Source organism: Mitsuaria sp. GD03876, assembly GCF_029840635.1.
Classification (GTDB): Bacteria; Pseudomonadota; Gammaproteobacteria; order Burkholderiales; family Burkholderiaceae_C; genus Roseateles.
The window spans coordinates 87,275-112,820 of the sequence record NZ_JAOCCU010000001.1 but is presented as its reverse complement, the minus strand read 5'-3'; the positions used below and the strand labels follow the sequence as shown (position 1 = coordinate 112,820).

Below are 25,546 nucleotides of genomic sequence, written 5' to 3'. Positions count from 1 at the left end.
GGGCTTGGGGGTCCTGGAGGGATCCCCCATGCCCTGGCAGGGCCAAGCTCGGTGAGCCGAAGTCCGGGCGCCTGACGCAGGCCCCGCCGCCAAGCTCAGGCTTTGAGGTACTCGGTCTTGTGGCCGAGCCAGCGCTCGACCTGCCGCTGCGCCGCGCGCGGCTGCTCGTCGAGCAGCACCGGCGCCAGCGCGCGCGCCGCGCTCAGCAGCGGCGCGTCTTCCTGCAGGTCGGCGAAGCGCAGCAGCTGCGCGCCGCTCTGGCGCGCGCCCATGAACTCGCCCGGTCCGCGGATGTCGAGGTCGCGTCGCGCGATCTCGAAGCCGTCGGTGGTTTCCGCCATCGCGCGCAGCCGCGACTTGCCGGTGTCGGACAGCGGTCCGGTGTAGATCAGCACGCACACGCTGGCCACGGAGCCGCGCCCCACGCGCCCGCGCAGCTGGTGCAGCTGCGACAGCCCGAAGCGCTCGGCGTGCTCGATCACCATCACGCTGGCATTGGGCACGTCGACGCCGACCTCGATGACGGTGGTCGCGACCAGCACCTGCATCTGTCCGCCGCTGAACAGCGACATCACCGCCGCCTTTTCCGCCGGCGGCATCCGGCCGTGCAGCAACCCGACCATCTTGCCCGGCAGCGCCGCGCTCAGCTCGGCGTGGGTCTCGGTGGCGTTCTTGAGGTCGAGCGCCTCGGACTCCTCGATCAGCGGGCAGACCCAGTAGACCTGCCGGCCGTCGTCGACGGCGGCGGCGATCTTCTCGATGACGTCGTCGCGCCGGCCGTCCGCGAACACGCGGGTGACGATCGGGCTGCGGCCCGGCGGCAGCTCGTCGATCGTCGACACGTCCAGGTCGGCGAAGTAGGTCATCGCCAGCGTGCGCGGGATCGGCGTGGCGCTCATCATCAGCAGGTGCGGCTCGAGCGGGCCTGAACCCGACCCGGCGGCGCCGGTGGCCTCGTCGGCCAGCTTCTTGCGCAGCGCCAGCCGCTGCGCGACGCCGAAGCGGTGCTGCTCGTCGATGATCGCCAGCCCCAGGCGGTGGAAGCGCACCTTGTCCTCGATCACCGCGTGGGTGCCGACGATCAGCGTCGCCTCGCCGGACGCGGCCGCGTCGAGCATCTTCTGCCGGGCCTTGCCCTTGACGCTGCCGGTGATCCAGGCGACGCGGATGCCCAGCGGCTCGAGCCAGCCGATCAGCTTGCGGAAGTGTTGCTCGGCCAGGATCTCGGTCGGCGCCATCAGCGCGCATTGCCAGCCGGCGTCGATCGCGACGGCGGCGGCCAGCGCGGCCACGACGGTCTTGCCGGAGCCGACGTCGCCCTGCAGCAGCCGGTGCATCGGTTGCGCCCGGGCGAGGTCGGCGGCGATCTCCTGCGCGACGCGGTGCTGCGCGCCGGTCAGCGCGAAGGGCAGGGCGGCCAGCAGCCGTTCATGCAGGCCGCCGGGCGCGCCGCGCAGCGGGGGCGCGCGCAGGTGGGCGCGCTCGCGCTGCGCGCGTTGCTGGCTGAGCTGCTGCGCGAGCAGCTCCTCGAACTTGAGCCGCTGCCAGGCGGGATGCGTGTGGTCCTCCAGCGTCGACAGCCCGGCCGACGGTGGCGGGTGGTGCAGGAAGTTCAGCGCGTCGCGCAGCGCCGGCAGGCCCTTGGGCACGACGGCCAGCGGCAGCACCTCGTCCAGCGGCGCGCGGCGCAGCGCGGAAGCCACCGCCTTGCGCAGGTAGGCCTGCGGCAACTGCGCGCTGGTCGGGTAGACCGGCGTCAGCGAGGTTGCCAGCGGCGTGTCCGCGTCGACCTTGCGGAAGTTGGGATGGACCATCTCGCGGCCGAAGAACCCGACGCGGATCTCGCCGCGCACGCGCGCCCGGGTGCCGACCGCGAGCGTCTTCTGGTGCGAGGGATAGAAATGCAGGAAGCGCAGCGTGAGCAGCGCGCCGTCGTCGTCGCGCAGCTTGACCAGCAATTGGCGGCGGCCGCGCAGCTCGATGCGGCTCTCGATCACCTCGCCCTCGCACTGCACCGTGTCGCCGTCGCGGGCGCGGTCCAGCGGGGTGAGGGAGGTCTCGTCCTCGTAGCGCAGCGGCAGGTGCAGCGCCAGGTCGATGTCGCGGGCCAGGCCCATCTTTTCCATCGCCTTCTGCGGCGCGGACTTGGCCGGCGCGGCCTCGCCGGCCGGCGCGTCGGCGCGGCCCGGCTTCGCGGGCGGCGGCGGCGAAGGGTCGGAAGAGCGGGCCTCGGGCATGGCCGCGATTCTGCCTTGGGCGATCCCCCGTTCGGGCGATGCGGGGCGGCGTTCAGGACGCGTGAAGCTGATGCAGAATCCGCGCGCTTCACAAGAAGACAAATTGAAACAATCGGGAGGACTGCCGTGGGCAGAGAGGAATATTCGCGCGCCGGATGGGCCGGCGTGCTGGTCAGCGCGGCGCTGCTGAGCGCCTGCGGCGGCGGTGGCAGCGATGGCGGCAGCACGCAGCCGCCCGCGCCGCCTCCGCCGGCCCAGGGCGTGGCCATCCCCGACAACCTGGCCATCGTGGCGGCCGCGAAGAGCGACGTCGCCACGGGCACCGCGTTCACCACCAACCTGGCTTCGGCGACCGGCCTGACCTTCGCCTGGAGCTTCGGCGATGGCCAGACCAGCACGGACGCGGCGCCCAAGCATGACTACGCCAAGGGCGGCGAGTACGCGGTCACGCTGAAGGTCACCAATGCGACCGGCACGTCCAAGGAAGTCAAGTTCGCCGTCACGGTGAACAACCTCGCCCACGTGCAGGGCCTGACCTGCTCCGGCGCGGAGGGTAGCGGCTGGTGCTGGCAAGCGCCGCGTCCGCTGGGCACGGTCCAGTACGACTTCTCGTTCGTGGATGCGAACAACGGCTGGTCGGTCGGTGAGCAGGGCACGATCCTGCGTACCACGGACGGCGGCAAGACGTGGACGAGCCAGGCCAGCGGCGTCAAGTCGACGCTGACGGCGGTGACCTTCTTCGATGCCAGCAACGGCTGGGCCGTGGGCGAGTTCGGCGCAGTGCTGCGCACCACCGACGGCGGCAAGACCTGGGCGTTGCAGCCGGCGCCATCCCAATTGGGCAACCTCACGATTCAGGCCGACGGCCCCGGCACGCTGCTGATCTCGGGCTACACCGGGACGCGCATGACCGTGGACGGCGGCGCGAACTGGATCGAAGGAACCGCGCTGCAGAGCGATCCGACGCTGGGCGCCGATGGCGTGCTCTGGCAGACGTCCTACTACGAAGGCCTGCGCAAGTCGGTGGACCAGGGGCGCACCAGCACGCTCGCGGTGAGATTCGAGAACGAGAACCTGGTCGGTTTCAACCTTTCCGGTAGGAACCTGATGCTGCTCACGTCGACGCAGCGCTACGTGTCGGGCAACTACGTCACCACGTACACGGCCCGGCGCAGCCTCGACAACGGCCAGACCTGGGATGTCGGCACGGCGTCCGGATTGCCCGCCAACGGCTGGAGCTATCTCCAGGCGCTGAGCATGACGAGCGGCGCGGATGCCTCGGTGGTCATCAGCGACACGCTGTACCGCACGCGGGACGGCGGCAGCAACTGGACGGCGCAACCCCAGCCGAGCAACGCGTACTCGGGCGTGTCGTACTCCCGCCCCGCCCGCGCCAACGGCGTTTGGATGCGCGGTTACTACACGAGCAGCAGCCTGTCGTACCAGAACGAGGTCAGCACGGACTCCGGCACGACCTGGCGCGCCCTCCCGGCGGAGTACACCGGCGGGTCGTTGAAGCGCCAGGGAGCGAACGCCTGGGTCGCGCGCGGAGGCCAAGGCACGACCGGCCTGAGCGTGGACGGCATGCAGACGTGGACCCGCATCGGCGGCCCCGATGCCGACGCCTACAAGAAGACGCTGACGACGGCGTGGTTCTTCGACGCCAAGCGCGGCCTGGGGCTCAACGCGATGGGCGACCTCCTGGCGACGGCCGACGGCGGGTTGAACTGGACGACCCGGACCGCGGGGCTGGCCAAGTCCTTGTATGGCTACAACTATGCCGACCGGATGCAGTTCGTCGACGACAAGAAGGGCTGGCTACAGACCTCGGACGGCGTGTTCATGCTGACCGATGACGGCGGCGCGACCTGGGTGACGCCGGTGCAGCCCACGCGACGCGTCCAGGCGTACCAGTTCCTCGATGCCGCGACCGGCTTCGCGCTGATGACCGACGTCAACATGTCGCAGAGCCAGTTGGTCATGGGCACGGTGGACGGTGGCAAGAGCTGGTCGCTGCTGGCCGCGCTGAGCTCGGCGAACGCGCACTACACCGGCCTGCAGTTCGGGACCGCATCCAACGGCGTCCTCTACGGCGCGGGCGGCCGGATGGTGACGACCTCGGACGGCGGCAAGAACTGGACCGGGCGCTACTTCGGCACGGGCGCCACGCCGCGCTCCGTCGCGTACAGCGACACGGGCACGCTCTGGGCCTCGGGCGACGGCGGCATGCTGCGCGTGTCCAAGGACGACGGGCTGACCTGGACCGCCGCCAGCGTGTCGACCTCGTCGGCCTTGAACGCGGTGCGTTTCGTGACGCCGCAGCGCGGTTGGGCCGTTGGCGACAACGGCACGGTGCTGACCACCGCGGATGCCGGCAAGACCTGGACCGCGCAGGCCTCCGGCGCGCAACGGTCGCTGACGCAGGTGCAGTTCACCGACGTCCGCACCGGGTGGATCCTGGGGGTCGACGGCACCCTGCTGGCCACCGGCACCGGCGGCCAATAACTCCGCCTCCGACGGCCTGAAGCCGGCCCGGGTCGATCGACCCGGCCGGCTTTTTTCATGGGCGGGCGTGACCGAATGCCGCTTCGGCGCGCCCTTGCGCCCCGGTCACCCGGGTCGAAGGGGAGCCGCGCGACATCCCGCGCTGCTAGGCTGCGCCCGAGGTTCTCCCGGACCGATGCCTCCCCTCAAGCCCGCGCCTCCCGCCGCCTTCCCGCCGTTTCCATGACCACCCGTCGCGACAGCCTCGTCTGGCTCGCCGCCGCCGCCGCGGCGACGGCGCTGCCCGCGCGCGCCGCGGAGGGCCCGGTGCGGATGGTCGCCACCGAATTCCCGCCCTACACCGGCAGCACGCTGCCCGGCGGCGGCGTCGCCTGCGAGATCACCCGCGCCGCGCTCGCGCAGGGCGGGCATTCGATGCTGCTGTCGTTCCGGCCCTGGGCGCGGGCGCTGCTCGAGTTCCAGCGCGGCGACCACGACGGCGTCATCGGCGCGTGGCGCTCCGAGGAGCGCGAACGCACGATGCGCTTCCCGCAGCCGCTGGGCATCCTCAACCAGATCGGCTTCATGGCGCGCGTCGATCGCCGGCGCCGGGTCGACGACCTGGCCGCGCTGCGCCACCTGCGCATCGGCGTCGTGCACGGCTACGCCAACCCGGCGCGTTTCGAAAACGCGAACCTGGCGGTGGAAGGCGCCGTCGACGACCTGGCCAACCTGCGCAAGCTGCTGGCGGGGCGCGTGGACCTGGCGCTGATCGACAAGGGCGTCGGCGCGCACCTGCTGGAGACGCAGTTGCGAGACGCCGCCGGCAAGCTGGCGTGGCTGGAGCCGGCGGTCTCGGAAGTGCCGCTCTACACGGTGTTCTCGAAGACGCGCCCGGAAGGCGAGCGCCTGGCCGCGGCGCTCAGCCGCGGCATCGGCGAGCTGCAGGGCAGCGGCCGGCTGGCCCTGCTGCTGCAGCAGGGCGCGCGCTGGCAGTAGCGCCCGGGCCGGCCCGGCCCCGGGTGCCATGGGAAAATCGCGCCCCATGTCCCGAACCTTCTCGGTGAGCGATTTCGACTTCGCTCTGCCCCCCGACCTCATCGCCCAGCATCCCGCCGCCGAGCGCAGCGCCTCGCGGCTGCTCGACGGCCGGACCGACCCGCCGGTCGACCGCGTGTTCCGCGAGCTGCCCGACTTGCTCAACCCCGGCGACCTGCTGGTGTTCAACGACACCAAGGTCATCAAGGCGCGCCTGTACGGCGCCAAGGCCAGCGGCGGCGCGGTCGAGGCGCTGGTCGAGCGCGTGCTCCCCGGCACCCGCGAGGTCTGGGCCCACCTGCGCGCCAGCAAGAGCCCCAAGCCGGGCGCGGTCGTGCGCTTCGCCGACGCGTTCGACGCCGAGGTCCTCGGCCGCTGCGGCCCGGACGACGGCCTGTTCCACCTGCGCCTGTCGGACGACCCGTTCGCGCTGCTGGAGCGCCACGGCCACGTGCCGCTGCCGCCCTACATCGCGCACGGCGACTCCGACGACGACGTGCGCCGCTACCAGACCGTGTTCGCGCGCGAGCCCGGCGCGGTCGCCGCGCCCACCGCCGCGCTGCACTTCGACGAGGCGCTGCTGGCGCGGCTGGCCGAACGCGGCGTCGGCACCGCGCACGTGACGCTGCACGTCGGCGCCGGCACCTTCCAGCCGGTGCGGGTCGAGTCGCTGGCCGACCACAAGATGCACAGCGAGTGGTTCCAGGTCGCGCCGGAGACGGTCGAGGCGATCGCGCGCTGCCGCGCCGGCGGCGGCAAGGTCACCGCGGTCGGCACGACGACGCTGCGGGCGCTGGAATCCGCCGCGCTGGGCGGCACGCTGAAGGCCGGCGCGCGCGAGACCGACATCTTCATCACCCCCGGCTTCGATTTCCAGGTCGTGGACCGGCTGGTCACCAACTTCCACCTGCCCAAGAGCACGCTGATGATGCTGGTGTCGGCCTTCGCCGGCTACGAGCCGGTCATGGCGCTCTACCGCCACGCGATCGCCGAGCGCTACCGCTTCTTCAGCTACGGCGACGCGATGCTGCTGGAACGCGCCGGCCGCTGAGGGCCGGCGGCCGACGCCCGGTCCCCCGGGCGTGTCACATCGGGGTAGGCTGCGCCGTCTTGTGGACAAGACGACTCCGGACCCCGCGCCATGACCGACCTCACTCCGCCCGCCGACGACGCCGCGCCCCTGCCGGCGCTGGACCTCTCCGCCGCCGCCCGCGCGCTGCGCTTCGACCGCGAGCACGCGCGCTCGCTGCGCGCGCTGGCCTACCGAATGCTGGGCTCGCGCGCCGAGGCCGAGGACCTCGTCCAGGAAGCCTGGCTGCGCTGGGCCGACGTCGACGAGACGACGGTGCGGCATGCCGGCGCCTTCCTGTCGCGGCTGGTGACCAACCTGTGCCTGGACCGGCTGCAGTCGGCGGCGATGCGGCGCGAGCAGTACGTCGGCGTCTGGCTGCCCGAGCCGCTGGTCGACGAGGCCGGCGACTGGTCCCCGAGCCCGGAGGCGCAGGCCGAGTTCGCGCAGGACGTGTCGGTCGCCTTCATGCTGACGCTGGAGCGGCTGTCGCCGCTGGAGCGCGCGGCCTTCCTGCTGCACGAGGTCTTCGAGCTGGACTTCGAGGAGATCGCGCGCCGGCTGGGCCGCAGCGCGGCGGCCTGCCGCCAGCTGGCCAGCCGGGCGCGCCAGCACGTCAAGGCGGACTACGCCCGCCACGAGGTCGAGGACGAGGAGCGCCAGCGGCTGTTCCAGGCCTTCATGGGGGCGCTGCAGTCGTTCGACGTCGAGGGCCTGGCCAAGGTGCTGACCGACGACGCGGTGCTGCTGGCCGACGGCGGCGGCAAGGTCAGCGCGATCCCGCGCATGCTCGAGGGCGGCGCGCTGGTGGCGCGGACCTTCGTCGGTTTCGTGAAGATGCCCACCAGCCGCGACTGGCGCACGCGGCCGGCGCGGGTCAACGGCCTGCCGGGCTACGTCGTCTACGACGCGCGCGGCGAGCCGCTGCAGACGGTCGCGCTGCGGCCGGCCGCCGAACCCGGCCGGATCAGCGCGATCTACGTCCAGCGCAATCCGGACAAGCTGGCCCACCTGCCGCGGATCGAGCCGCTCCCGGATCCGGGCGCGGCGCCCCAGCCTTGAGCATCCGGGCCTCGAATCCGTGAATTCGGGCGCATGACGCCCAGATGGCAGGCCCGATGCCGTTCGGGCCCCCGCGCACACGGGGGGGCGCGGCGCCGGATTGCCACCCGCCTTGGGGACAATCGGCGCCACAAGACCCATGACTGCTCGGGAAACTCCATGACGTTGTTCGCTCGCACCTCGATCGCCGCCGCTGCCGCCCTGTTCAGCGGCCTGGCCGGCGCCGCCACCATCGACGGCCTGGTCAACACCGGCGCGGGCCTGGGCGCCGGCGCGGTCGACAGCCATTACTCGTTCAGCGTGGTGGCGGGCGCGTCGACCGGCCTGGCCGGCAACGGCCACGTGACCGACGGCAACCAGGCGCCGTTCCCGACCTGGATGGGCAACAACGCCTCGTCGTCGTGGCTGATCCCGACGGCCAACCAGAACGACGTCTTCGACACCGGCTCGACCTCGGGCGTGTTCAAGTGGACGCTGACCTTCGACCTGAGCGGCTTCGACGCCAGCACCGCCTCCTTCAGCGGCCGCTGGGCGGCGGACAACAACGGCTCGGTGCTGCTCAACGGCCACGTCATCTCGACGCTGGGCGCGGAGAAGGGCTTCCTGGACTGGACCGCGTTCACCGCGACGACCGGTTTCGTGGCCGGCCTGAACACGCTGGAATTCGTCGTGAACAACATCGCGACGGCCGGCGGCAACTACACCGGCCTGCGCGCCGAGTTCCTGAACACCAACGTCAACCGCTCGGTGGTCGTGCCGGCGGTGCCGGAACCCAAGACCTACGCGCTGATGCTGGCGGGCCTGGGCGCGCTGGGCTTCCTGGCGCGTCGCCGCCGCGGCTGAGGCCGGGCCTGGACGGGGCGCCGCCGCCCCGCCGAAACGAAAAAGCCGCTGAGCGATCAGCGGCTTTCGTCATTTCAGGGCGTCACGTTCCGGAGCGCCCGTTCAGCGCCTCACGGCCGGGGATCGTCGTCGCATCCCTGCGCGTAGGAGACCTTGCGCCTGCCGCCGTGCAGGTCGCCTTCGATCGGGACGTGGCGGGCCGCCACCATCAGCATCTCGTGGATCGTGGCGGTGCCGTCATCCAGTTGCCAGGCCACCTGGGGATCGAGCGTGTTGGCCTGAGAGGGTGGCCCTGCATGGAGGTCGAACGGGCTGGACGGGAAGGTGACCAGGCGCATCTTCCAGTCCCTGAGGCCCGCCGAACTGCCGATCCCGGCGCCCGACGCGATGAAGCCGCCGTCCCGCGGGGCGTCCGCGGCGGTACCGAAGAAGCACATGCGTCCGCCGGGCGTCACCTTCATCGCCGCGACGATGTCCCCGGCCAGGCGCCGCCTTTTCCAGTTGGGCGGTGCCATGTGGCGATCCAAGGCGCCTTTGCCGGCGATGAAGCGGAACTGACGCCCGAATTCGAAGCCGACCGGAATCACGTCGACCATCCCGCCCGTCACGCTGCTCCACCAGAGCTGATCGGGGCGCACGTTCGTCGTCAGTGCCAAGGTCCGACCCGCGGGCAACGTGGCGCGCACGATGACGGCCGGTTCGTCGTCCGCCTTCCAGGCCTCCGTCGAGACGGCGTCCACGTCCGGCGCGATCGCGATGTCCGCGCGCGGGACGTGGCGCTGGACGATCTTCGGCAGCTGGCACCAGTGGCCGGGCTGGTCGTAGCCGTCGTTGCCGTGCACGCGGCGGTGATGCGCGCCGCAGACCAGCGGATGGACCGGCGTCTCGCGGACCTTGGCGAGATCCACCTTGGCGGGATCCGAGCAGGTGCTGCCGTCGGTCGAGTGGCACATGAGGTCGCCGGAGGGTGTCGCGGCGACGAGCTTGTCCGCGCCGAGGATGCGGTAGTCCTCCCACTTGGCGAACAGCGACGCGTAGGCGGAACGGCACCAATGCCGGTCGCTCGCGCCGCCGTAGTCGTTGTAGCCGGTCAGCTTCCAGGTGGAGGCCAGGTGCCGCGGACCGCAGACCAGCGGCTGGATCGGCCAGGCCGTCTTCTTGGGATCCGCGACGCTGTCGTTCCACGCGCAGTTCGTGGCGTCGAAGCTCAGGCAGCTCAGGTGGCCGTCGGCTTCGAGGCGGACCCAGGTGCCGCCCCAGCGCTGCCAGTCGTCGGTGGCGGCCTTTTCAACCGGGGGCTTCCCGCCGGCCGGGACTTGCGCGCCGGCCGTGGATGCCGCCAGGGCACTGCCCAGCGCGAGGGCCCAGGTCGACAGGGCATGCGAACGCTTCATCGTGAACTCCTTCCAGGATCGAAGAAGCCCGATCAGTGTCGGCATCGCGCCTTCGCGCGGCGGCCCGGCGAAAAAAAAAGCCGCCAGGGCTGGCGGCTTTCGTGGCGAACCCCGCCGCGTGGCGAGGCGTTCGCGGGGCTTACTCGTCGCCGCCGGTCAGCAGCGGGATCGAGCCTTCGGAGTGCTTGCCCAGCAGGCCCGAGCGGCTGTAGACACCGAGCTTGTCGCGCGTGTCGGCGATGTCCAGGTTGCGCATCGTCAGTTGGCCGATGCGGTCGGCCGGCGTGAAGGCGGCGTCCTCGACCTTTTCCATCGACAGCCGTTCCGGCGCGTAGGTCAGGTTGGGGCTGGCGGTGTCCAGGATCGTGTAGTCGTTGCCGCGGCGCAGCTCCAGCGTCACTTCGCCGGTGATGGCGCGGGCGACCCAGCGCTGGGCGGTCTCGCGCAGCATCAGGCACTGCGGGTCGAACCAGCGGCCCTGGTACAGCAGGCGGCCGAGCTTCATGCCGTTCATGCGGTACTGCTCGATCGTGTCCTCGTTGTGGATGCCGGTGACCAGGCGCTCGTAGGCGATGTGCAGCAGCGCCATGCCGGGGGCTTCGTAGATGCCGCGGGACTTGGCCTCGATGATGCGGTTCTCGATCTGGTCGCACATGCCCAGGCCGTGGCGGCCGCCGATGCGGTTGGCTTCCATGAACAGCTCGACCGGGTTGGCGAACTGCTGGCCGTTGAGGGCGACGGGGATGCCTTCCTCGAAGCGCACGGTCACTGTCTCGGCCTTGATCGCGACGTCGTCCTTCCAGAAGGCCACGCCCATGATCGGGTTGACGATGTGCATGCCCTTGTTGAGGAACTCCAGGTCCTTGGCCTCGTGGGTCGCGCCCAGCATGTTGGAGTCGGTCGAGTAGGCCTTCTCGACGCTCATCTTGTAGTCGAAGCCGTTGGCGATGAGGTATTCGCTCATCTCCTTGCGGCCGCCGAGCTCGTCGATGAAGGTCTGGTCCAGCCAGGGCTTGTAGATCTTGAGGGCGGGGTTGGCGAGCAGGCCGTAGCGGTAGAAGCGCTCGATGTCGTTGCCCTTGAAGGTCGAGCCGTCGCCCCAGATGTTGACGCCGTCGTCGCGCATCGCGACGACCAGGGCGGTGCCGGTGACGGCGCGGCCCAGGGGGGTGGTGTTGAAGTAGGTGGCGCCGCCGCTCTTGATGTGGAAGGCGCCGCACTGGATGGCGGCGATGCCTTCGGCGACGAGTTGCGCGCGGCAGTCGACGAGGCGGGCGATCTCGGCGCCGTAGGCCTTGGCCTTGCGGGGGATCTCGTCGTAGTCGGACTCGTCGGGCTGGCCGAGGTTGGCGGTGTAGGCGCAGGGGATGGCGCCCTTGCCGCGCATCCAGTGCACCGCGGCGCTGGTGTCCAGGCCGCCCGAGAAGGCGATGCCGACGCGCTCGCCGGCGGGAATCTTTTGGAGGATGGTTGCGGCCACGGGCAATCTCGCGCGGAAGTGGGGAAAACAGCCGGCGATTCTAGGCTGCGCGAGGGAGGCAGGCTTCGTGGATGGGCGATGGAGCGGTGGCGCCCGCCATCGTGCCGCGCGCGCCCCGATGCCGCCGAACGACGATGGGGCGGCAGGAATAAATGTCCTTATAAGGGCGCTTAAGTGCAAAAATACGAGTTAAGCGCCCTTAAAAGGACAATTAAGTGATCGACTTCAGATTGGCATCCGCCGCGCAGATCCAGGCCGAGCTGGGAGAGCGGCTGCGCCAGCAGCGGTTATCGAGGTCATGGACCCAGCGAGACCTTGCGATGCGCGCCGGCATCGCGGTGAATGCCGTCAGGAATCTCGAGGCCGGAGGCAATGCCACGGTGCTGTCGATGGTGAAGGTGCTTCAAGTGCTCTCGTTGGTCCACGAACTCGGTGAGGTCTTCAAGCCGGGCGTGGCGCTCAGCATTGCCGACCTGGAGCGCCTTGAACAGCCGCAAACCAAACGGGCGCGGGCCAGGAAATCATGAACAAGGTCGATGTCGTCTTTCGAGGATGGGGTCCCATACGAAGAATTTCGCCCTGCGGATGAATCGGCGGATGGAATGGGAACTCGCGCCGGCATTCGACCTCACATTCAACGTGGGCCCGGGCGGGTACCACCAGACCTCGGTGATGGGTGAGGCCAGGCATCCGGGCCGCGATCAGCTGTTGCGCCTGGCAGCGGCCTGCGACATCGCGCCCAAGGCCGGGATGCAAGTCATCGACGCGATGTGCGACGCCGCGCGGGGGCTGGACCAGATGCTGGACGCCGAGGGTGTCCGGCGCGCGACGCGCCAGGCCATCGGCACCGCGGTCGGTGGCAACGTGCGCCGCTGCCTGGGAGGCAACTAGTCCTCCGGCGGCTGCAACCACCCGATCCGGCCTTGCCCGGCCTCGTTGAGCAGCGCCACGAACGCCTCCGCTGCCGTCTCCGGCACGCGCAGCGTCACCTCGACCAGCGCGCCATGCGCCACATCCACCAGCTCGGCGCCGGCCTTCCCCGCCTCGCGGCGCAGCAGCCCCTCCTGCGCGTAGGGCAGCGTGCAGCGCAGGGTCTTCAGCCGCACCATCGGCACCTTCTCCGCGGTCAGCAGCGCCTGCGCCACCGCGTCCGTGTAGGCCCGCACCAGGCCGCCCGCGCCCAGCTTCACGCCGCCGAAGTAGCGCACCACCGTCGCCAGCACGCCGTCCAGGTCCTGGTGCCGCAGCACCTCCAGCATCGGCCGGCCCGCCGTGCCGCCGGGCTCGCCGTCGTCGTTGGCCGCCGACTGCCCGCCCGCCATCAGCGCCCAGCACACATGCGCGGCGCCCGGATGCTCGGCGCGCAGTTGCGCCACGCGCGCCAGCGCCGCCGCGCGGTCCGGCACCGCCTCGACGCAGCCGAGGAAGCGGCTCTTCTTGATGATCAGTTCGGCGTGGACGGGGGCGGCGAGGCTCGACGGCATGGGCGCGATTGTCGCGTCGCACGCCGGCGGGCCCGGGCCTGGACCGGCTCGCGGGTCACGGCGTGTCCGACAGGTCCGCCAGGTGCCGCTTCTTGATGATCTCCAGGGAGCCGTCGCGCTCCATCTCCCGCACCGCCTCGCGCATGCGGTCGCGGTCCTCCTGCGGGATCCGCTGCCGCGACAGCGCCAGCGCGCCGATGCTGCGCTCGTGCGGCGCGTACGACAGCGCGCTGTAGCCGGCGAACACCGGATCCGCCCGCCGCGCCGTCGCCAGCGTGTGCGCGCCCAGCACCACCGCGTCCCCGCGGCCGGCCTTGAAGATGCGCATCGCCGTCGTCTGGTCGGGCGCCTCGTCCACCCGGCCCTGTCCCCGCATCGCCGTGATCCAGGACTCCACCGTCGGCGTGAACACGTAGCCCCGCACCACGATCACCCGCCGGGCACGGTCGGCCAGGAAGGCCGCCGGCGTGGTCAGCGTCGCCGCCAGCGCCGGACGCATGACGACGAACTGCTTGGATTCGACGTAGGGAATGAACTCGACCAGCAGCTCCCGCTCCTTGGTCTGTAGCGCCGACACCGTCATGTCCAGCTGCCCCGCGGCGATCTGCGCCCAGATGCGGATGCGCGACTCGGTGCGCGGCACCAGCTGGCAGCCGCTGCGGCGAACGATCTCGTCGACCACGTCCTTGTCGATGCCGGCCCAGTGGCCCTGCGCGTCGCGGTAGTACAGCGCGCTGTATTCGTAGAAGCCCACCGTGTACGGCCCGCAGGCAAGCGCGGGCGCGGCGGCGACCAGCGCGGCCGACGCGGCGAGGGCGGCGATCGGGGTCCTCAACGACGATCTCCTGGGAGGGCGGGCGGGGGGCGGGCTTCGGGGGCGGCCCAGTCTACGCCGGCCCCGCGCGGCGCCAGCCCCCCACGGACCCCATCAACCGGGGGGCCCGATAATCGCGCCCATGCTGAAGTTCGAACTCCTCAAGACCGAGGGCCGCGCCCGCCGCGGCGTCATGACGCTCAACCATGGCGTCGTGCAGACCCCCATCTTCATGCCGGTGGGCACCTACGGCACCGTCAAGGGGGTGATGCCCCGTTCGCTCGAGGAGATGGGCGCGCAGATCATCCTGGGCAACACCTTCCACCTGTGGATGCGGCCGGGCCTGGACATCATGAAGCAGTTCGGCGGCCTGCATAAATTCGAGAGCTGGAACAAGCCCATCCTCACCGACTCCGGCGGCTTCCAGGTCTGGTCGCTCGGCGAGATGCGCAAGATCAGCGAGGAGGGCGTGAAGTTCGCCTCCCCGGTCAACGGCGACAAGCTGTTCCTGACGCCCGAGATCTCGATGCAGATCCAGACGATCCTGAACAGCGACATCGTCATGCAGTTCGACGAGTGCACGCCCTACGAGACCAAGGGCCAGTTGACCACCGAGAAGGAAGCGCGGCTGTCGATGGAGATGAGCCTGCGCTGGGCCAAGCGCTGCCAGGACGAGTTCGCGCGGCTGCAGAACCCGAACGCGCTGTTCGGCATCGTGCAGGGCGGCATGTTCGAGAACCTCCGCGACGTGTCGCTGGCCGGGCTCAAGGACCTGGACCTGCCGGGCTACGCGATCGGCGGGCTGTCGGTGGGCGAGCCCAAGGCCGACATGCTGCGCGTGCTCGACCACATCGCGCACCAGCTGCCCGACAACAAGCCGCGCTACCTGATGGGCGTGGGCACGCCGGAAGACCTGGTCGAGGGCGTGCGGCAAGGCGTCGACATGTTCGACTGCGTCATGCCGACCCGCAACGCGCGCAACGGCCACCTGTTCACCCGCTTCGGCGACCTGCGGCTGCGCAACGCCCGCTACAAGGCCGACGAGCGCCCGGTCGACGAGACCTGCAGCTGCTACTGCTGCGCCAACTTCAGCCGCGCCTACCTGCATCACCTGGACCGCTGCGGCGAGATGCTGGGCCCGATGCTGACCAGCGTGCACAACCTGCACTACTACCTCAACCTGATGAAGGAAGTGCGCGAGTCGCTGGACGCCGGCGACTTCGAGGGCTTCCGCCAGCGCTTCCTCGCGGACCGCGCGCGCGGGATCTGAGGACCGGCCCGATGAGCGGCGCCGCGCCCTTCGCCCCGCAACTGCAGCTGGACCGCGCCGCGCGCGGCGCGCTCAAGGGCCACCGGCCGGCGGTGGTGTGGCTCACCGGGCTGTCCGGCGCCGGCAAGTCGACGTTGGCCGACCGGCTCGAGCAACGCCTGCATGCACGCGGCCTGCACACCTACCTGCTCGACGGCGACCTGCTGCGCGGCGGGCTGAACCGCGACCTGGGCTTCGCCGCGGCGGACCGGGTCGAAAACATCCGCCGCGTCGGCGAGGTCGCGCGGCTGATGGCCGACGCGGGGCTGATCGTGATCGTGGCGCTGATCTCGCCGTTCCGGCAGGACCGCCAGGCGGTGCGCGAGCGCTTCGCGCCGGGCGAGTTCTTCGAGGTGCACGTCGACGTGCCGCTGGCCGTGGCCGAGCAGCGCGATCCGAAGGGCCTCTACCGCAAGGCGCGGGCCGGGCTGTTGAAGGACTTCACCGGCATCGACTCGCCGTACGAGCCGCCGGAGGCGCCTGAGCTGCGCCTGCGCACCGCGACGGTGTCGCCGGACGAGGCGGCGGACACCGTGTTCGAGCGCCTGCGCGCGGCCGGGATCTTCGGCGGCTGAGCGCCGCCCGCGGCGGGTTCACCGGGCCACGGTCACCGTGGCGCGTTCATCGCCGCGCGGCGATCCCCGTCACGCCGTCCTGCTTCATTCGTCCGCGAACTCGCCCAGCGCCGCGCGCAGCGCGCCGAGGTGGCGCTCGTAGTTCCGCCACCGGCCCGACGAGCGCTGGTACAGCGGCTGGCGCACCTGCCAGTTGCTGGGCGTCGCGACGGTCGACTTGCTCGCATGGAAGTCCAGGCAGGCGTCGTCCCAGCCGAGCCCGACATGCGCCAGCGCGCGCTCGATCTGCGGACGCGGGTCGGTGACCAGCGCGTCGTAGTCGACATCGTGGATGTCGTCGCCGTAGAGCGACTTCCAATGCGCCATCAGCCGGCGGTACTGCCGGTACCAATGGGCGATGTCCTCCAGGTCCAGCGCGTACGACATCGACGGCCCCAGGTGCAGGAAGAACACCGACAGGCAGTTGTCCAGCACCGCGCGGCGCGTGTGCAGGATCTTGGCGTCGGGGAACAGCTGCTTGATCAGCCCGATGAACAGGAAGTTGTCCGGCCGCTTGTCGGTCAGCAGCGACGCGCCGGGGAAACGCAGCGCGACGCCGTCGCGGTACTCGCGGCGCATCCGCTCGGCGAGTTCCGCGGGCAGCGGCTGGTCGGGGTGCGACAGCGGCGGCAGCACGTGCCGCTGGGCGAGGGCGGGCAGCAGGTCGATCTCGCCGCCGGCGGTCGCGCCGGGATGGCTGCCCAGGATCTGCTCGAGCAGCGTCGATCCCGACCGGAACATGCCGCAGATGAACGCCGACGGCGCGGGCGCGTCGTCCCGGGACGGCGGCACCGGCTGTCGGGACTGGCGGATCAGCGCGTCGACGAGGTGCTCATGCGCCGCGCGGTCGTAGCGCAGCGGCCGGGGACCGTGGGCGTGCCGGGCGGCCTGGTTGGCGTGCGCGTAGGCGGCGAAGGCCTCGTCGTAGGCGCCGGCGTCGTCGAGCGCCTTGCCCAGCGCGTGGGCGAGGTCGGCGTGTTCGGCCGGATGGCGGCCGCGCACGCCGAGCGCCTGGCGCAGGCGCTGGATGAGCGGATCGTCGGCCGCCTCGAAGCGGCGCAGGTTCACCAGCCGGGACAGCGCCAGCGCATGGCCGGGCTCGACGGCGAGCGCCTCCTCGTAGCGGCGCTGCGCCTGGGCGCGTTCGCCGCGCTGCTCGTGCAGGTTGCCCAGGTTGACCAGCGCCGGCAGGAAACGCGGCGCGATCGCCAGCGCGCGCTCGAGTTCCGCCATCGCCTCGTCCTCGCGGCGCAGGTCCTCGGTCAGGATCACGGCGCGGTTGAGGTGGATCTCCTCGGGCCCCTCGGCGCCGAGCGCGCGGGCGCGGTCGTAGGACGCGAGCGCGCCGTCGAAGTCGCGCCCGGACCGCTGCAGCCAGGCGAGGTTGAACCAGTCGTCCGGCTCGCCCGGCGTGACGCGCAGCAGCGCTTCATAGGCGGCGATCGCCTGCGTCGACCGACCGGCGGACAGGTGGTCGAGGGCGGCGTCGCGCAGCGGGGAAACGGGGTCTTGCATGGCGGGATCTCGGGCCGTCGAGGGGCGGGCGGCGATTCTGGCATGGGGGTCGCGGGGGCTGCCCTGGCATGATCCCGGCCATGTTCAAGTCGATGCTCGCGCCGCTGCGCTGGCTGGTCCGCGTGGTGCTGGCCCTGGTCATCCTCTTCGAGGAATGGGGCTGGGAACCGCTGCAGCGGTGGATGGCGGCGATCGGCCGGCTGCCGGTGTTCCGGCAGCTCGAGGCGCTGGTGCGGCGGCTGCCGCCCTATGTCGCGCTGGTGGTGTTCTTCCTGCCGGGCTTTTTGCTGCTGCCGGTCAAGCTGCTGGCGCTGTGGCTGATCGGCATCGGCCGGCCGGGGCTGGGCCTGGCGGTCATCGTGCTGGCCAAGGTCGTCGGCACGGCGGTCGTGGCGCGGATCTTCGCGTTGACGCAGCCCGCGCTGATGAGCCTGCCGTGGTTCGCGCGGCTGCACGCGCGCTGGACGGTGTGGAAGGACGGCCTGCTGGCCTGGGTGCGCGCGAGCGCGGTGTGGCGCTCGGCAAGGGCGATCCGGCTGCGGGTCCGGCGCGTGATGCTACGGGCGCGGAGGGGGTGAGGAACCGTCTTCGTCCCCTTCGCGACGGTGCCACCAGCGACGCGGTCCTTCGAGCGCGGCGGCAAGGGCAATCCCAATCGCCCGCCCGAACTGGCTTAAAGGGATCGCGGCCCTACTAGGTGGTCGAACGCTGCGCAGTTGCCCGCTTATCCCACGTCTCCAGAATGAATGTGGCCACTGAGTGGGCAGCATTGATGGCCAACCGTGCGTGCCTTGGCTCGAGCTTGTAGCTTTTCCGGCCCTCGCTGTGAGCGCTGCTGGCATGCGTTCGCAACGCACCGATTCCGTCGACCACGGAGAACAGCCCAGTGATGATGCGTTGGAGGTCCTGGTCCTCGACGCTTGCCGGATCGAGCCCAAGATGGGCTCGCACCACCTTGAAGACTGGCTGCAGGTCTTGCTTGTCTGGCATGGTCAGGGCATTGTCTTCAATGTAGACCTTGAACACGGACTCCAGTACGTTCGCAGCTGCGGACACTGCGTCCCGAGGCTTCGCCTCGACTGATTCCATCGCCCGGTCAAACTCCCGATGAATGGCAGGCATGTCACGCCCGTGGATAAGTTCGCCCAATGTCTTGCTGGGCGCCATCCCGCCGTCGGTGATGTGGCCGCCCATTCGGTATTGAAGCCCATACTTAGCAAGCGCGGCTTCGATCCTCCGCACCGTCTCGCGCTTCTTGACGCTCCATTCAGGCTCGTCCCCCCCCAAATCGTCGAACTTGTAGTCCTGAGCTACCTCGGGCGCCTCCATGTACTGGTGAATGATCCGCCCCAGTACTGAAAGAGGTTCAGGGTGATCCTTGTTGGTGGCCCGCAGCCAAGTGAGCGCCTTCACTGGCTTGCTGCCTGGCGGAGGATCGCCCGGCGCTTCCGCATAGGTGAAGAGGCTGTCCAGGCTGGCGTGGGTCTCCTGGTCGGCGACAAAGTCCGCGACCAGGGATAGCACCGGTGCAGGGATCAGTTTCTTCATCTGATTGATCCTCCTAACGCCGGCCGCCTTCTCGAACAGCGTTCAGCCAGTGGCGCACATGATTTCCGTTGTTCTGGCGGTCTTGAAGCAGCAATCGGCGCGTGTCGATGATGTCGCCCCACAGTCGATCCGACTCGACGAGGAATGCTTCGGCCGCATCTGGTCCTTCGTTCCACTGTGCTTCACAGTTGCTGATGCAGCGGAGGTGCTGCAGCCACGACTCTTTCACCCAAAGTGTTTTCGATCCGTTGACGATCAAGTCCGTGATGCGAAGACTTGCAGGGTTGTCCGAGAGATCGCGACCGTCGAACCATCCATTCCTTCGTAGTAGAGCCACGTCTGCAGGACGCAGCAGCGTCAGCAGACTGCCCTCGGTCCAGTACGCAGTCTGCGTTCCGCGCCCTTGCGCCTCCTCCCACCGGCCAGGAGAGAACCTCCGAAGGTTCATGAACTTGCCCGTGGAGACATCGGCTGCACCGGCGTACTTCCACATCACGGCGTCATGAGCCGCGAACGCGACGTGCACCCGCATGTAGCTCGATAGAAGTCGAACTAGGTGGACTGCCGTGGGAAGCCCATTGGGCTCGTGTAGCGGGTCCCTTTGCTGCAGCACCTCCTCGTTCAAGAACGTGAGATAGATGCGGTCACAGCGGCTGCGAGAAAGGATCGATGCGATCGCGAGCGCCCGTGCCGGATTTGCGAGGTCGCGAAGGCTGACGATGGCTGTCAGCAGCGTCTCGAGACCCTGAGCGGTTGCGTACTGACGAGTTGCGTCGGCAATGTCCACCACGAGGCTGTAGTAGTCATCGACGAAGTGTTTTGGAAACATCGCCGGCGAGCACAACGCGTCGACGCCGAGCTCCGCAGCCTGATCTGCGACGGCAACGCCGCGCTGAGTCCACCAAGCAGCATCACCGTGGTTGGCAGTGGCGAAATCCGACGTGAAGTAGGCCCACCGATCCATCAGCCCCTTGTCTACGGCCGGGTTGTACAGCTGCGGATCGAGAATGACCTCAATGTTGGGGCGTAGGTCACCGAGTCTGCGCAGCCCGGCGGCAACTTCGGACGGACCATCGTTGACTGGGCTAAGCACCATGCCGGTGTAGGTCCCAATGTCCGGTTCCTCTAATAGGTTCCAAGAGGCGTGGCCTTGTTGGAGGTAGGCGGCCATGATGTTGCTCCCTCAGTTGCGCATAAGAGCGTCGACGAACTCGATGGGCTTTCGGAACCGCGCGATCGGCCACGAGCGCAGAGCTCGGGTGACGCTGTCGAATCCAAGTTCTCTGAGCCGCTGAGCATTGATAGCCGGCACCTCCTGCCGCGCAGCAACGCTGTGGATCGCGTCGTTAATGCTCTGACCCTGAGTCAGGAATGGGTGGTGTCCCAACAAGCACTCCGCCAACACGATGCCTAGTCCGAACTGGTCAGTTCTCCAGTCGATGAGCGACTTGTCGTTGGTAAGTTGCTCCGGAGCCGCATAAGCCGGCGTCCCCGGCCCCATCTGCATGAAGGCTTGAGTCAACGTTGGCTGATTCAGCATCCTGACAATGCCGAAGTCGGTGAGAACCGGGTCCACATCGTTGACGCCACGAAACATGATGTTCGCGGGCTTGATGTCTCGATGCACCAGACGCTTGTCGTCCAGATGGCCGAGCACCTCGGCCAGCCGTATGCCGATGCTGCGGACGTCGTGCGCAGTCAGCGGTGAAATCCTCAGACGTGACTCAAGCGTGCCTCCGCCAAGGTAGTCCTCGTAGACAACCCACAGCTGATGCGGCCCGTAGGCATATGAGAACGCCTGGAGTAGCTTAGCAATCGAGGGATGAGAGCACTCCTTGAGTGCCTCAGCCTCGCGCATGAGGCGGTCGGCGCCGCCCGAAACAGCGGCGATCTTCAGCGCGAACGGGTAGTGCTGATGGACGGCCAAGTAGGCGCTCTTGAACGCGCCCTTTCCCAGGAGTCCGCGAAACTCAAATCCGCATTGCTGGCAGAGCTGCGCGGCGACCTGATCCAGGTTCAGTTGCGAGCTCATCTTCGAGCGCGTCGAAGTGCTCGTGCGCCTGCTCGCGCAGCCAGATCAATAGTGCGTCCTGCTCGGATGCTTCGATGAGCACCTGCACGGACTTCCCGTCGAATGAACATAGTCCCACCCCCCGCAACTCGAATTCGTCTCGATCCCTCAGGGCTCTATTGGCCACATGTGTGGGGACGATGACGTACGACTTGTTGGCGTACGCAGTGCTGCGATACGCCTGATGAAATGCTCGTTTCCAGTTGTCCAGCTTGGCTTCGAAGGCCACCAGAGTCTTGCGACGATGTCGAGCGAGGACATCGACGAAGCCCGCGCGATGGTCCCACTCCTGCGTGATCTGCACCTTGCCGAACGAGGTCCGACCTTTCGAGAGCTTGCCGACAAAACGTTCAACAAAGTCCGCTTCGGTTGCAAATTCTGTACGGCCTCCCGTACGGCTGGCGGCTTGAGTCATGGAGAGCTTCTTCGAGACTGCCATTTTTGGCGAGTCTAGCAATGGGTCTTTTGGTGCCGGGCAATCATCGACACCCAACTTCGGGGCAGGGTCGACCCGTAGGCAGCATTGATGCTCCACTGAGCATTGCAGCAGCGCTTCGGATCGCGGATAGCAGAAAGCCTCCTTGCGGAGGCCTTCGCTCTTTACACCGTGGGGCGCCCATTAAGGGTTGTCTCACCGGCGCGTTGGTCGCGACTGTACTTCAGCTCACGCCTTCGCCGGCTGGCCAGCCACCGCGGCCGCCTCGCCCAGCAAGCCCGCCACGCGCTCGCGCAGCAGCTCCGGCGTCACGTCGCGCGCGGGGATCGGCGCCTCGGCCACCAGCCCGACGCGCGAGAAGATCCCGCGCCGGAACGGCCGCACCATCGCCGCGCCCTGCTCCACGCGCGAGAAGTACGACCCCCACAGGTTCTGCAGCGCCATCGGCACCACCGGCAGGTCCGGCCGGCCCTCCAGCAGCTTCATCACGCCGCCCTTGAACGGCTGCAGCGCGCCGTCGCGGGTCAGGCCGCCCTCGGGGAAGATGCCCACCAGCTCGCCGTCGTCCAGCACCGCCTGCGCGGCGGCGAAGGCGGCCTCGTAGGTCGCGGGGTCCTCCTTCTGCGGCGCGATCGGGATCGCCTTGGCCAGCTTGAACATCCAGCCCAGCACCGGGATCTTGAAGATGCGGTGGTCCATCAGGAAGCGGATCGGCCGCGGGCTCGCCGCCATCAGCAGCACCGCGTCGACGAAGCTCACGTGGTTGCACACCAGCACCGCCGCGCCCTGCGCCGGGATGTGGCGGTCGCCCTGGACCTTGAAGCGGTAGACCAGCCGCGACAGCACGAAAGCGAAGAAGCGCAGCAGGTACTCCGGCACCACCAGGAAGATGTAGAACGCGACCACCGCGTTCAGGATGCCCACCACCAGGAACAGCTGCGGGATCGACAGCCCCGCGCCCAGCAGCGCGCCGGCCATGATCGAGCTGGCGATCATGAAGATCGCGTTCAGGATGTTGTTGGCCGCGATGATCCGCGCGCGATGCGAGGGCTGCGCCCGCATCTGGATCAGCGCGTACATCGGCACGCTGTACAGGCCGGCGAACAGCGCCAGCAGGCACAGGTCGGCCAGCACCCGCCAGTGGGCGTGATTGGCCAGGAAGGCGCCCACGCTCAGCGGCGCCGACGGCGGCAGGCCGCGCGAGGCGAAGTACAGGTCGATCGCGAAGATGCTCATGCCGATCGCGCCCAGCGGCACCAGGCCGATCTCGACATGGCGGCGCGACAGCACCTCGCACAGCAGCGAGCCCACGCCGATGCCGATCGAGAACACCATCAGCAGCAGCGAGGCCACCTGCTCGTTGCCATGCAGCACCTCCTTGGCGAAGGCCGGGAAGTTGGCCAGGAACACCGCGCCGAAGAACCACATCCACGAGATGCCCAGCAGCGAGCGGAACACCGCCAGCTGGCCGTGCGCCAGCTTCAGGTTGCGCCAGGTCTCGGTGGCCGGGTTCCAGTTGATGACCAGGCCGGGATCGGTCGACGGGCTGGCGGGAATCGCCTGCGCGGTCGCGCGGCCCAGCACCGCCACCACCACGCAGGCGATCGCCACGTGCTGCGGCCCGACGATCGGCGCGGCCACCAGCAGCCCGCCCGCCAGGTTGCCCAGCAGGATCGAGACGAAGGTGCCCATCTCCACCATGCCGTTGCCGCCGGTGATCTCGTGCTCGTTCAGGTGCTGCGGCAGGTAGGCGTACTTCACCGGCCCGAACAGCGTGGAGTGCAGCCCCATCAGGAACACGCAGCCCAGCAGCAGCGGCACGTTGGTCGTGTAGAAGCCCAGCGCGGCGAGCGCCATGATGACGATCTCCAGGCTCTTCACGAAGCGCATCAGCCGCGCCTTGTCGTACTTGTCGGCGAGCTGGCCGCTGGTGGCCGAGAACAGCACGAACGGCAGGATGAACAGCGCGCCGATCGCCAGCCCGGCCTGCGCCGCCGGCAGCCAGCTGACATTGAGCTGGTAGGTCACCAGCACGGTGAAGGCGAACTTGAACAGGTTGTCGTTGCCCGCGCCGAGGAACTGCGTCCAGAAGAACGGGGCGAACCGGCGTTGGCCCAGGAGGGCGAACTGGCTGGGGTGTTGGGCGTCGCTCATGGGGGAGGGCTCGCTGTGGAAGTTCGGGGAGGAACGGGGAGGACCGGGGACGAGGGAGTGTCCGTCAGTCGCGTGTCAGGGCGTGGCCTTCACGGCCTGGACGGGCTGGCCGTAGCCGCCGCGGATCAGCCAGTCGAACATCGTGTCGGCGGTCGTCGTCTCGATGTGGCCGGCGAAGCGGCGTGCCGACGGATGGTCGTCGAAGGCGACGTTGGCCATGCCGACGCGCGCGCCCAGCCGCTTGGCGGTGGACAGGCGCAGGTCGGACGGCTGGTAGCCCTGGCGCTTGAGCCAGTCCTGCGCCTGCGCGCGGTTGGTGACCTCGCGCGGCGCGGCGGCGGCGGCCAGCGTCTCCAGCGCCCATTGGTTGCTCTGCTGGTATTGGCGCGACCAGGGGTAGGCGACCATGCTGTAGGCCGGCGCATGCATCGTGGCGGCGCGCGCGTTCTCGCGCAGCAGCGGCAGCAGCGCCTGCTGCAGCTCGGGCTTGAGCACCGAGAAGGCGGCCTCGTAGCGGAAGGGCTTGTCCATGAAGAACTCGCCCAGGCCCTGGCGGTAGAGGTCGGACAGCGCCGTGCCGCACTCGTTGAGCTTGTGCACCACGCGCCAGACCGGGCGGGCCTGGGCACCGGTGCCCGCCGTGTCGCGGTAGACGAAGCCGACATGCGACCAGCGCAGGCCGTACTCGCTCAGGTCCTGGCCGGCGCGGGCCAGCAGCACGACGTCGGCGCCGCTGCGGTCCAGCGCGGCGGCGGTGGCCTGCGCGAGGTCCATGCCGCGGCGGATCTGGTCGAGCGTCGGGGGCTTGTCCTCGCAGGCCCGGCCGGCGTGGGCCGGCGCGGCGGCGAGCAGCGCGCCCAGCATCGCGGCGGCCAGCAACGCCTTCGCGGCCGCGGGCGCCGGAGCGGACGGGAAGGCGGCGCGGGCGCTCATCGCGTCACGCGGTCCTTGTCGGTGATGCGCTCGTTGTGCAGCAGCGAGGCGCCGACCTCGTTCGGGATGAAGGCGATCGCCTCGCCGGCGGCGGACAGCACGTAGCCGGTGCTGATCGCGGTCACGACGACGGCGGTGCCGATCGAGTTGGCGGCGGTGGCGACGACTTTGCCGGAGAACTCGACGCTGATGCGCGCGCCGTCGGAGGCGCGCTGCAGCACCCAGACGGTGCCGCGGGCGGTGGTCTCGACCGCGACGACCACCAGCGAGGCGCCGGCCACCAGCACCGCCGACGGCGCGACGACCGAGATCGCCACCGGCAGGGCGGACAGCACGACGCTGGCTTCGCTGGGGCCGCCGTGGGCGCGGGCCGCGCCGGCGGTGCCGACGGCGAGGGCGGCGGCGGTCAGGACGGAAAGAAGGACGCGATGGGCGCGCATGGAGTGACTCCTGGGGAGCGGGACTTCAGGTCGGAACGGGGAAGGCCGGGAACGAGGGCGAAGGCGAGGGCGCCGGACGCTCATTCGGCGGCCGCGGCGGCCACGGCGGCGTCGCGGTGGGCCTCGCGGCGGCCTTGCAGGCGGGCGTCGGCGAGGTCGGCCTCATGGGCGTCGCGCAGCATCTTGGCCAGCGTGAACACGTTGGAGATCAGGTAGAGCCAGCACACCAGCAGGTAGGCCTTCCAGACGGGCTGGATCTCCATGCGGTACAGGCCCCAGCCGGTCAGGCCCATGGCCAGCGCGAAGCCGGACCACACGACCAGGCCCCACATCGGGGTGTCGGTGCGGGCGCCCTGGTTGTCGCGGATGTACTTGGACAGCGCGAACGCGGTGGACAGGCAGAACACGTAGCCCATGACCATGAAGGCGCGGTCCAGGTCGGCGCCCGGCAGCCAGGCCAGGCCGATGGCGCACAGCGCCACGCTGATGCCGAACGAGATCCACACCTGATAGCGCCAGGCCTGGGTGTCGCGCTGGATGCGGATGGACGGGGTGGTCATGTCGAGATTCCTCCTGTGAAACCGGTCGCGGGACCGGGATGTGATCGGGGTCGTTGTCGCC

The 25,546-nt window shown here is 69.6% G+C and carries 23 protein-coding genes and 1 pseudogene; 10 read left to right on the top strand and 14 right to left on the bottom strand.

All coding sequences use genetic code 11. The features are described from left to right. Positions 1–95 precede the first annotated feature (95 nt). Positions 96–2,237 carry an ATP-dependent DNA helicase RecG gene (recG, locus tag N5D62_RS00550; RefSeq protein ID WP_279755371.1) on the bottom strand — a complete coding sequence of 714 codons (2,142 nt, stop codon included), beginning with the start codon at positions 2,235–2,237 and terminating at the stop codon, positions 96–98. Between the two features lie 126 nt (positions 2,238–2,363). Between recG and N5D62_RS00545 the strand changes: the two genes are divergently transcribed. From N5D62_RS00545 to N5D62_RS00525, 5 genes are all read left to right on the top strand, one after another. Beyond that, complete coding sequence (locus N5D62_RS00545) at positions 2,364–4,742, top strand: YCF48-related protein (RefSeq protein WP_279755369.1); 2,379 nt, start codon at positions 2,364–2,366, stop codon at positions 4,740–4,742. Between the two features lie 222 nt (positions 4,743–4,964). Next, positions 4,965–5,720: a transporter substrate-binding domain-containing protein gene (locus N5D62_RS00540; protein WP_279755367.1), complete on the top strand. Its 756-nt coding sequence runs from the start codon at positions 4,965–4,967 to the stop codon at positions 5,718–5,720. A gap of 46 nt (positions 5,721–5,766) precedes the next feature. Beyond that, positions 5,767–6,810: a tRNA preQ1(34) S-adenosylmethionine ribosyltransferase-isomerase QueA gene (gene queA / locus N5D62_RS00535; RefSeq protein WP_279755365.1), complete on the top strand. Its 1,044-nt coding sequence runs from the start codon at positions 5,767–5,769 to the stop codon at positions 6,808–6,810. A 90-nt stretch (positions 6,811–6,900) separates the two neighbouring features. Further along, positions 6,901–7,890 carry an RNA polymerase sigma factor SigJ gene (sigJ, locus tag N5D62_RS00530; RefSeq protein ID WP_279755364.1) on the top strand — a complete coding sequence of 330 codons (990 nt, stop codon included), beginning with the start codon at positions 6,901–6,903 and terminating at the stop codon, positions 7,888–7,890. Positions 7,891–8,049: 159 nt separating this feature from the next. Then, positions 8,050–8,733, top strand: a complete 684-nt coding sequence (locus tag N5D62_RS00525; RefSeq protein ID WP_279755363.1) for a PEP-CTERM sorting domain-containing protein — start codon at positions 8,050–8,052, stop codon at positions 8,731–8,733. Between the two features lie 110 nt (positions 8,734–8,843). On the opposite strand, the gene N5D62_RS00520 is transcribed toward N5D62_RS00525, so the two are convergent. Together N5D62_RS00520 and argG are read right to left on the bottom strand one after the other, a co-directional pair. Beyond that, positions 8,844–10,127: a hypothetical protein gene (locus tag N5D62_RS00520; RefSeq protein WP_279755362.1), complete on the bottom strand. Its 1,284-nt coding sequence runs from the start codon at positions 10,125–10,127 to the stop codon at positions 8,844–8,846. A 139-nt stretch (positions 10,128–10,266) separates the two neighbouring features. Continuing rightward, positions 10,267–11,607, bottom strand: a complete 1,341-nt coding sequence (gene argG / locus N5D62_RS00515) for an argininosuccinate synthase (RefSeq protein WP_279755361.1) — start codon at positions 11,605–11,607, stop codon at positions 10,267–10,269. A gap of 215 nt (positions 11,608–11,822) precedes the next feature. Between argG and N5D62_RS00510 the strand changes: the two genes are divergently transcribed. Beyond that, entirely contained in the window at positions 11,823–12,134 is a 312-nt protein-coding gene (locus tag N5D62_RS00510) for a helix-turn-helix domain-containing protein (protein WP_279755359.1), read from the top strand. Positions 12,135–12,159: 25 nt separating this feature from the next. Then, a complete protein-coding gene (locus tag N5D62_RS00505) occupies positions 12,160–12,498 on the top strand; it encodes a HipA domain-containing protein (protein WP_279755357.1) in 339 nt (112 codons plus the stop codon). On the opposite strand, the gene N5D62_RS00500 is transcribed toward N5D62_RS00505, so the two are convergent. Together N5D62_RS00500 and N5D62_RS00495 are read right to left on the bottom strand one after the other, a co-directional pair. Then, the gene (locus tag N5D62_RS00500; RefSeq protein WP_279755356.1) at positions 12,495–13,091 is read right to left on the bottom strand and encodes an IMPACT family protein; all 597 of its coding nucleotides are present in this window, start codon (positions 13,089–13,091) and stop codon (positions 12,495–12,497) included. The two genes, N5D62_RS00505 and N5D62_RS00500, sit on opposite strands and share 4 nt — an antisense overlap. A 55-nt stretch (positions 13,092–13,146) precedes the next feature. Further along, the gene (locus N5D62_RS00495; RefSeq protein WP_279755354.1) at positions 13,147–13,926 is read right to left on the bottom strand and encodes a transporter substrate-binding domain-containing protein; all 780 of its coding nucleotides are present in this window, start codon (positions 13,924–13,926) and stop codon (positions 13,147–13,149) included. 121 nt (positions 13,927–14,047) lie between these two features. On the opposite strand from N5D62_RS00495, the gene tgt reads away from it, so the two are divergent. Beyond that, positions 14,048–15,175 (top strand): tRNA guanosine(34) transglycosylase Tgt, encoded by a 1,128-nt coding sequence (gene tgt, locus N5D62_RS00490; RefSeq protein ID WP_279755353.1) that lies wholly within the window; start codon positions 14,048–14,050, stop codon positions 15,173–15,175. Between the two features lie 41 nt (positions 15,176–15,216). Further along, positions 15,217–15,789, top strand: a pseudogene (gene cysC / locus N5D62_RS00485) (adenylyl-sulfate kinase); the annotation flags it as partial. 84 nt (positions 15,790–15,873) lie between these two features. On the opposite strand, the gene N5D62_RS00480 reads toward cysC, so the two are convergent. Continuing rightward, the gene (locus N5D62_RS00480; RefSeq protein WP_279755352.1) at positions 15,874–17,343 is read right to left on the bottom strand and encodes a sulfotransferase; all 1,470 of its coding nucleotides are present in this window, start codon (positions 17,341–17,343) and stop codon (positions 15,874–15,876) included. A gap of 80 nt (positions 17,344–17,423) precedes the next feature. On the opposite strand from N5D62_RS00480, the gene N5D62_RS00475 reads away from it, so the two are divergent. Then, positions 17,424–17,921, top strand: a complete 498-nt coding sequence (locus tag N5D62_RS00475) for a hypothetical protein (protein ID WP_279755351.1) — start codon at positions 17,424–17,426, stop codon at positions 17,919–17,921. 115 nt (positions 17,922–18,036) lie between these two features. Here the strand turns inward: N5D62_RS00475 and N5D62_RS00470 are convergent, their stop codons facing one another. The 8 genes from N5D62_RS00470 to N5D62_RS00435 form a co-directional block, all read right to left on the bottom strand. Further along, the gene (locus N5D62_RS00470) at positions 18,037–18,891 is read right to left on the bottom strand and encodes an abortive infection family protein (RefSeq protein ID WP_279755350.1); all 855 of its coding nucleotides are present in this window, start codon (positions 18,889–18,891) and stop codon (positions 18,037–18,039) included. Positions 18,892–18,904: 13 nt separating this feature from the next. Beyond that, a complete protein-coding gene (locus tag N5D62_RS00465; RefSeq protein WP_279755349.1) occupies positions 18,905–20,062 on the bottom strand; it encodes a hypothetical protein in 1,158 nt (385 codons plus the stop codon). A 12-nt stretch (positions 20,063–20,074) separates the two neighbouring features. Beyond that, the gene (locus N5D62_RS00460; protein ID WP_279755348.1) at positions 20,075–20,923 is read right to left on the bottom strand and encodes a serine/threonine-protein kinase; all 849 of its coding nucleotides are present in this window, start codon (positions 20,921–20,923) and stop codon (positions 20,075–20,077) included. Next, entirely contained in the window at positions 20,862–21,377 is a 516-nt protein-coding gene (locus N5D62_RS00455) for a hypothetical protein (protein ID WP_279755347.1), read from the bottom strand. Before N5D62_RS00455 ends, N5D62_RS00460 begins: the two co-directional genes overlap by 62 nt. 249 nt (positions 21,378–21,626) lie before the next feature. Then, positions 21,627–23,552 (bottom strand): MFS transporter, encoded by a 1,926-nt coding sequence (locus N5D62_RS00450; RefSeq protein ID WP_279755346.1) that lies wholly within the window; start codon positions 23,550–23,552, stop codon positions 21,627–21,629. A gap of 75 nt (positions 23,553–23,627) precedes the next feature. Beyond that, entirely contained in the window at positions 23,628–24,485 is an 858-nt protein-coding gene (locus N5D62_RS00445) for a DUF2145 domain-containing protein (RefSeq protein ID WP_279755345.1), read from the bottom strand. Beyond that, on the bottom strand, positions 24,482–24,925 hold the full coding sequence (locus N5D62_RS00440) for a hypothetical protein (protein WP_279755344.1): 444 nt from the start codon (positions 24,923–24,925) through the stop codon (positions 24,482–24,484). Before N5D62_RS00440 ends, N5D62_RS00445 begins: the two co-directional genes overlap by 4 nt. 80 nt (positions 24,926–25,005) lie before the next feature. Beyond that, positions 25,006–25,485: a YiaA/YiaB family inner membrane protein gene (locus N5D62_RS00435; RefSeq protein ID WP_279755343.1), complete on the bottom strand. Its 480-nt coding sequence runs from the start codon at positions 25,483–25,485 to the stop codon at positions 25,006–25,008. Positions 25,486–25,546 lie beyond the last annotated feature (61 nt).

Bases quoted from the DNA above. Each gene is read 5' to 3' on its own strand.
- recG (WP_279755371.1), bottom strand. From the start codon at position 2,237: ATGCCCGAGGCCCGCTCTTCCGACCCTTCGCCGCCGCCGCCCGCGAAG.
- N5D62_RS00540 (WP_279755367.1), top strand. From the start codon at position 4,965: ATGACCACCCGTCGCGACAGCCTCGTCTGGCTCGCCGCCGCCGCCGCG.
- queA (WP_279755365.1), top strand. From the start codon at position 5,767: ATGTCCCGAACCTTCTCGGTGAGCGATTTCGACTTCGCTCTGCCCCCC.
- sigJ (WP_279755364.1), top strand. From the start codon at position 6,901: ATGACCGACCTCACTCCGCCCGCCGACGACGCCGCGCCCCTGCCGGCG.
- N5D62_RS00525 (WP_279755363.1), top strand. From the start codon at position 8,050: ATGACGTTGTTCGCTCGCACCTCGATCGCCGCCGCTGCCGCCCTGTTC.
- N5D62_RS00520 (WP_279755362.1), bottom strand. From the start codon at position 10,127: ATGAAGCGTTCGCATGCCCTGTCGACCTGGGCCCTCGCGCTGGGCAGT.
- N5D62_RS00505 (WP_279755357.1), top strand. From the start codon at position 12,160: ATGGGGTCCCATACGAAGAATTTCGCCCTGCGGATGAATCGGCGGATG.
- N5D62_RS00500 (WP_279755356.1), bottom strand. From the start codon at position 13,091: ATGCCGTCGAGCCTCGCCGCCCCCGTCCACGCCGAACTGATCATCAAG.
- tgt (WP_279755353.1), top strand. From the start codon at position 14,048: ATGCTGAAGTTCGAACTCCTCAAGACCGAGGGCCGCGCCCGCCGCGGC.
- N5D62_RS00480 (WP_279755352.1), bottom strand. From the start codon at position 17,343: ATGCAAGACCCCGTTTCCCCGCTGCGCGACGCCGCCCTCGACCACCTG.
- N5D62_RS00475 (WP_279755351.1), top strand. From the start codon at position 17,424: ATGTTCAAGTCGATGCTCGCGCCGCTGCGCTGGCTGGTCCGCGTGGTG.
- N5D62_RS00470 (WP_279755350.1), bottom strand. From the start codon at position 18,891: ATGAAGAAACTGATCCCTGCACCGGTGCTATCCCTGGTCGCGGACTTT.
- N5D62_RS00465 (WP_279755349.1), bottom strand. From the start codon at position 20,062: ATGGCCGCCTACCTCCAACAAGGCCACGCCTCTTGGAACCTATTAGAG.
- N5D62_RS00460 (WP_279755348.1), bottom strand. From the start codon at position 20,923: ATGAGCTCGCAACTGAACCTGGATCAGGTCGCCGCGCAGCTCTGCCAG.
- N5D62_RS00455 (WP_279755347.1), bottom strand. From the start codon at position 21,377: ATGACTCAAGCCGCCAGCCGTACGGGAGGCCGTACAGAATTTGCAACC.
- N5D62_RS00450 (WP_279755346.1), bottom strand. From the start codon at position 23,552: ATGAGCGACGCCCAACACCCCAGCCAGTTCGCCCTCCTGGGCCAACGC.
- N5D62_RS00445 (WP_279755345.1), bottom strand. From the start codon at position 24,485: ATGAGCGCCCGCGCCGCCTTCCCGTCCGCTCCGGCGCCCGCGGCCGCG.
- N5D62_RS00440 (WP_279755344.1), bottom strand. From the start codon at position 24,925: ATGCGCGCCCATCGCGTCCTTCTTTCCGTCCTGACCGCCGCCGCCCTC.
- N5D62_RS00435 (WP_279755343.1), bottom strand. From the start codon at position 25,485: ATGACCACCCCGTCCATCCGCATCCAGCGCGACACCCAGGCCTGGCGC.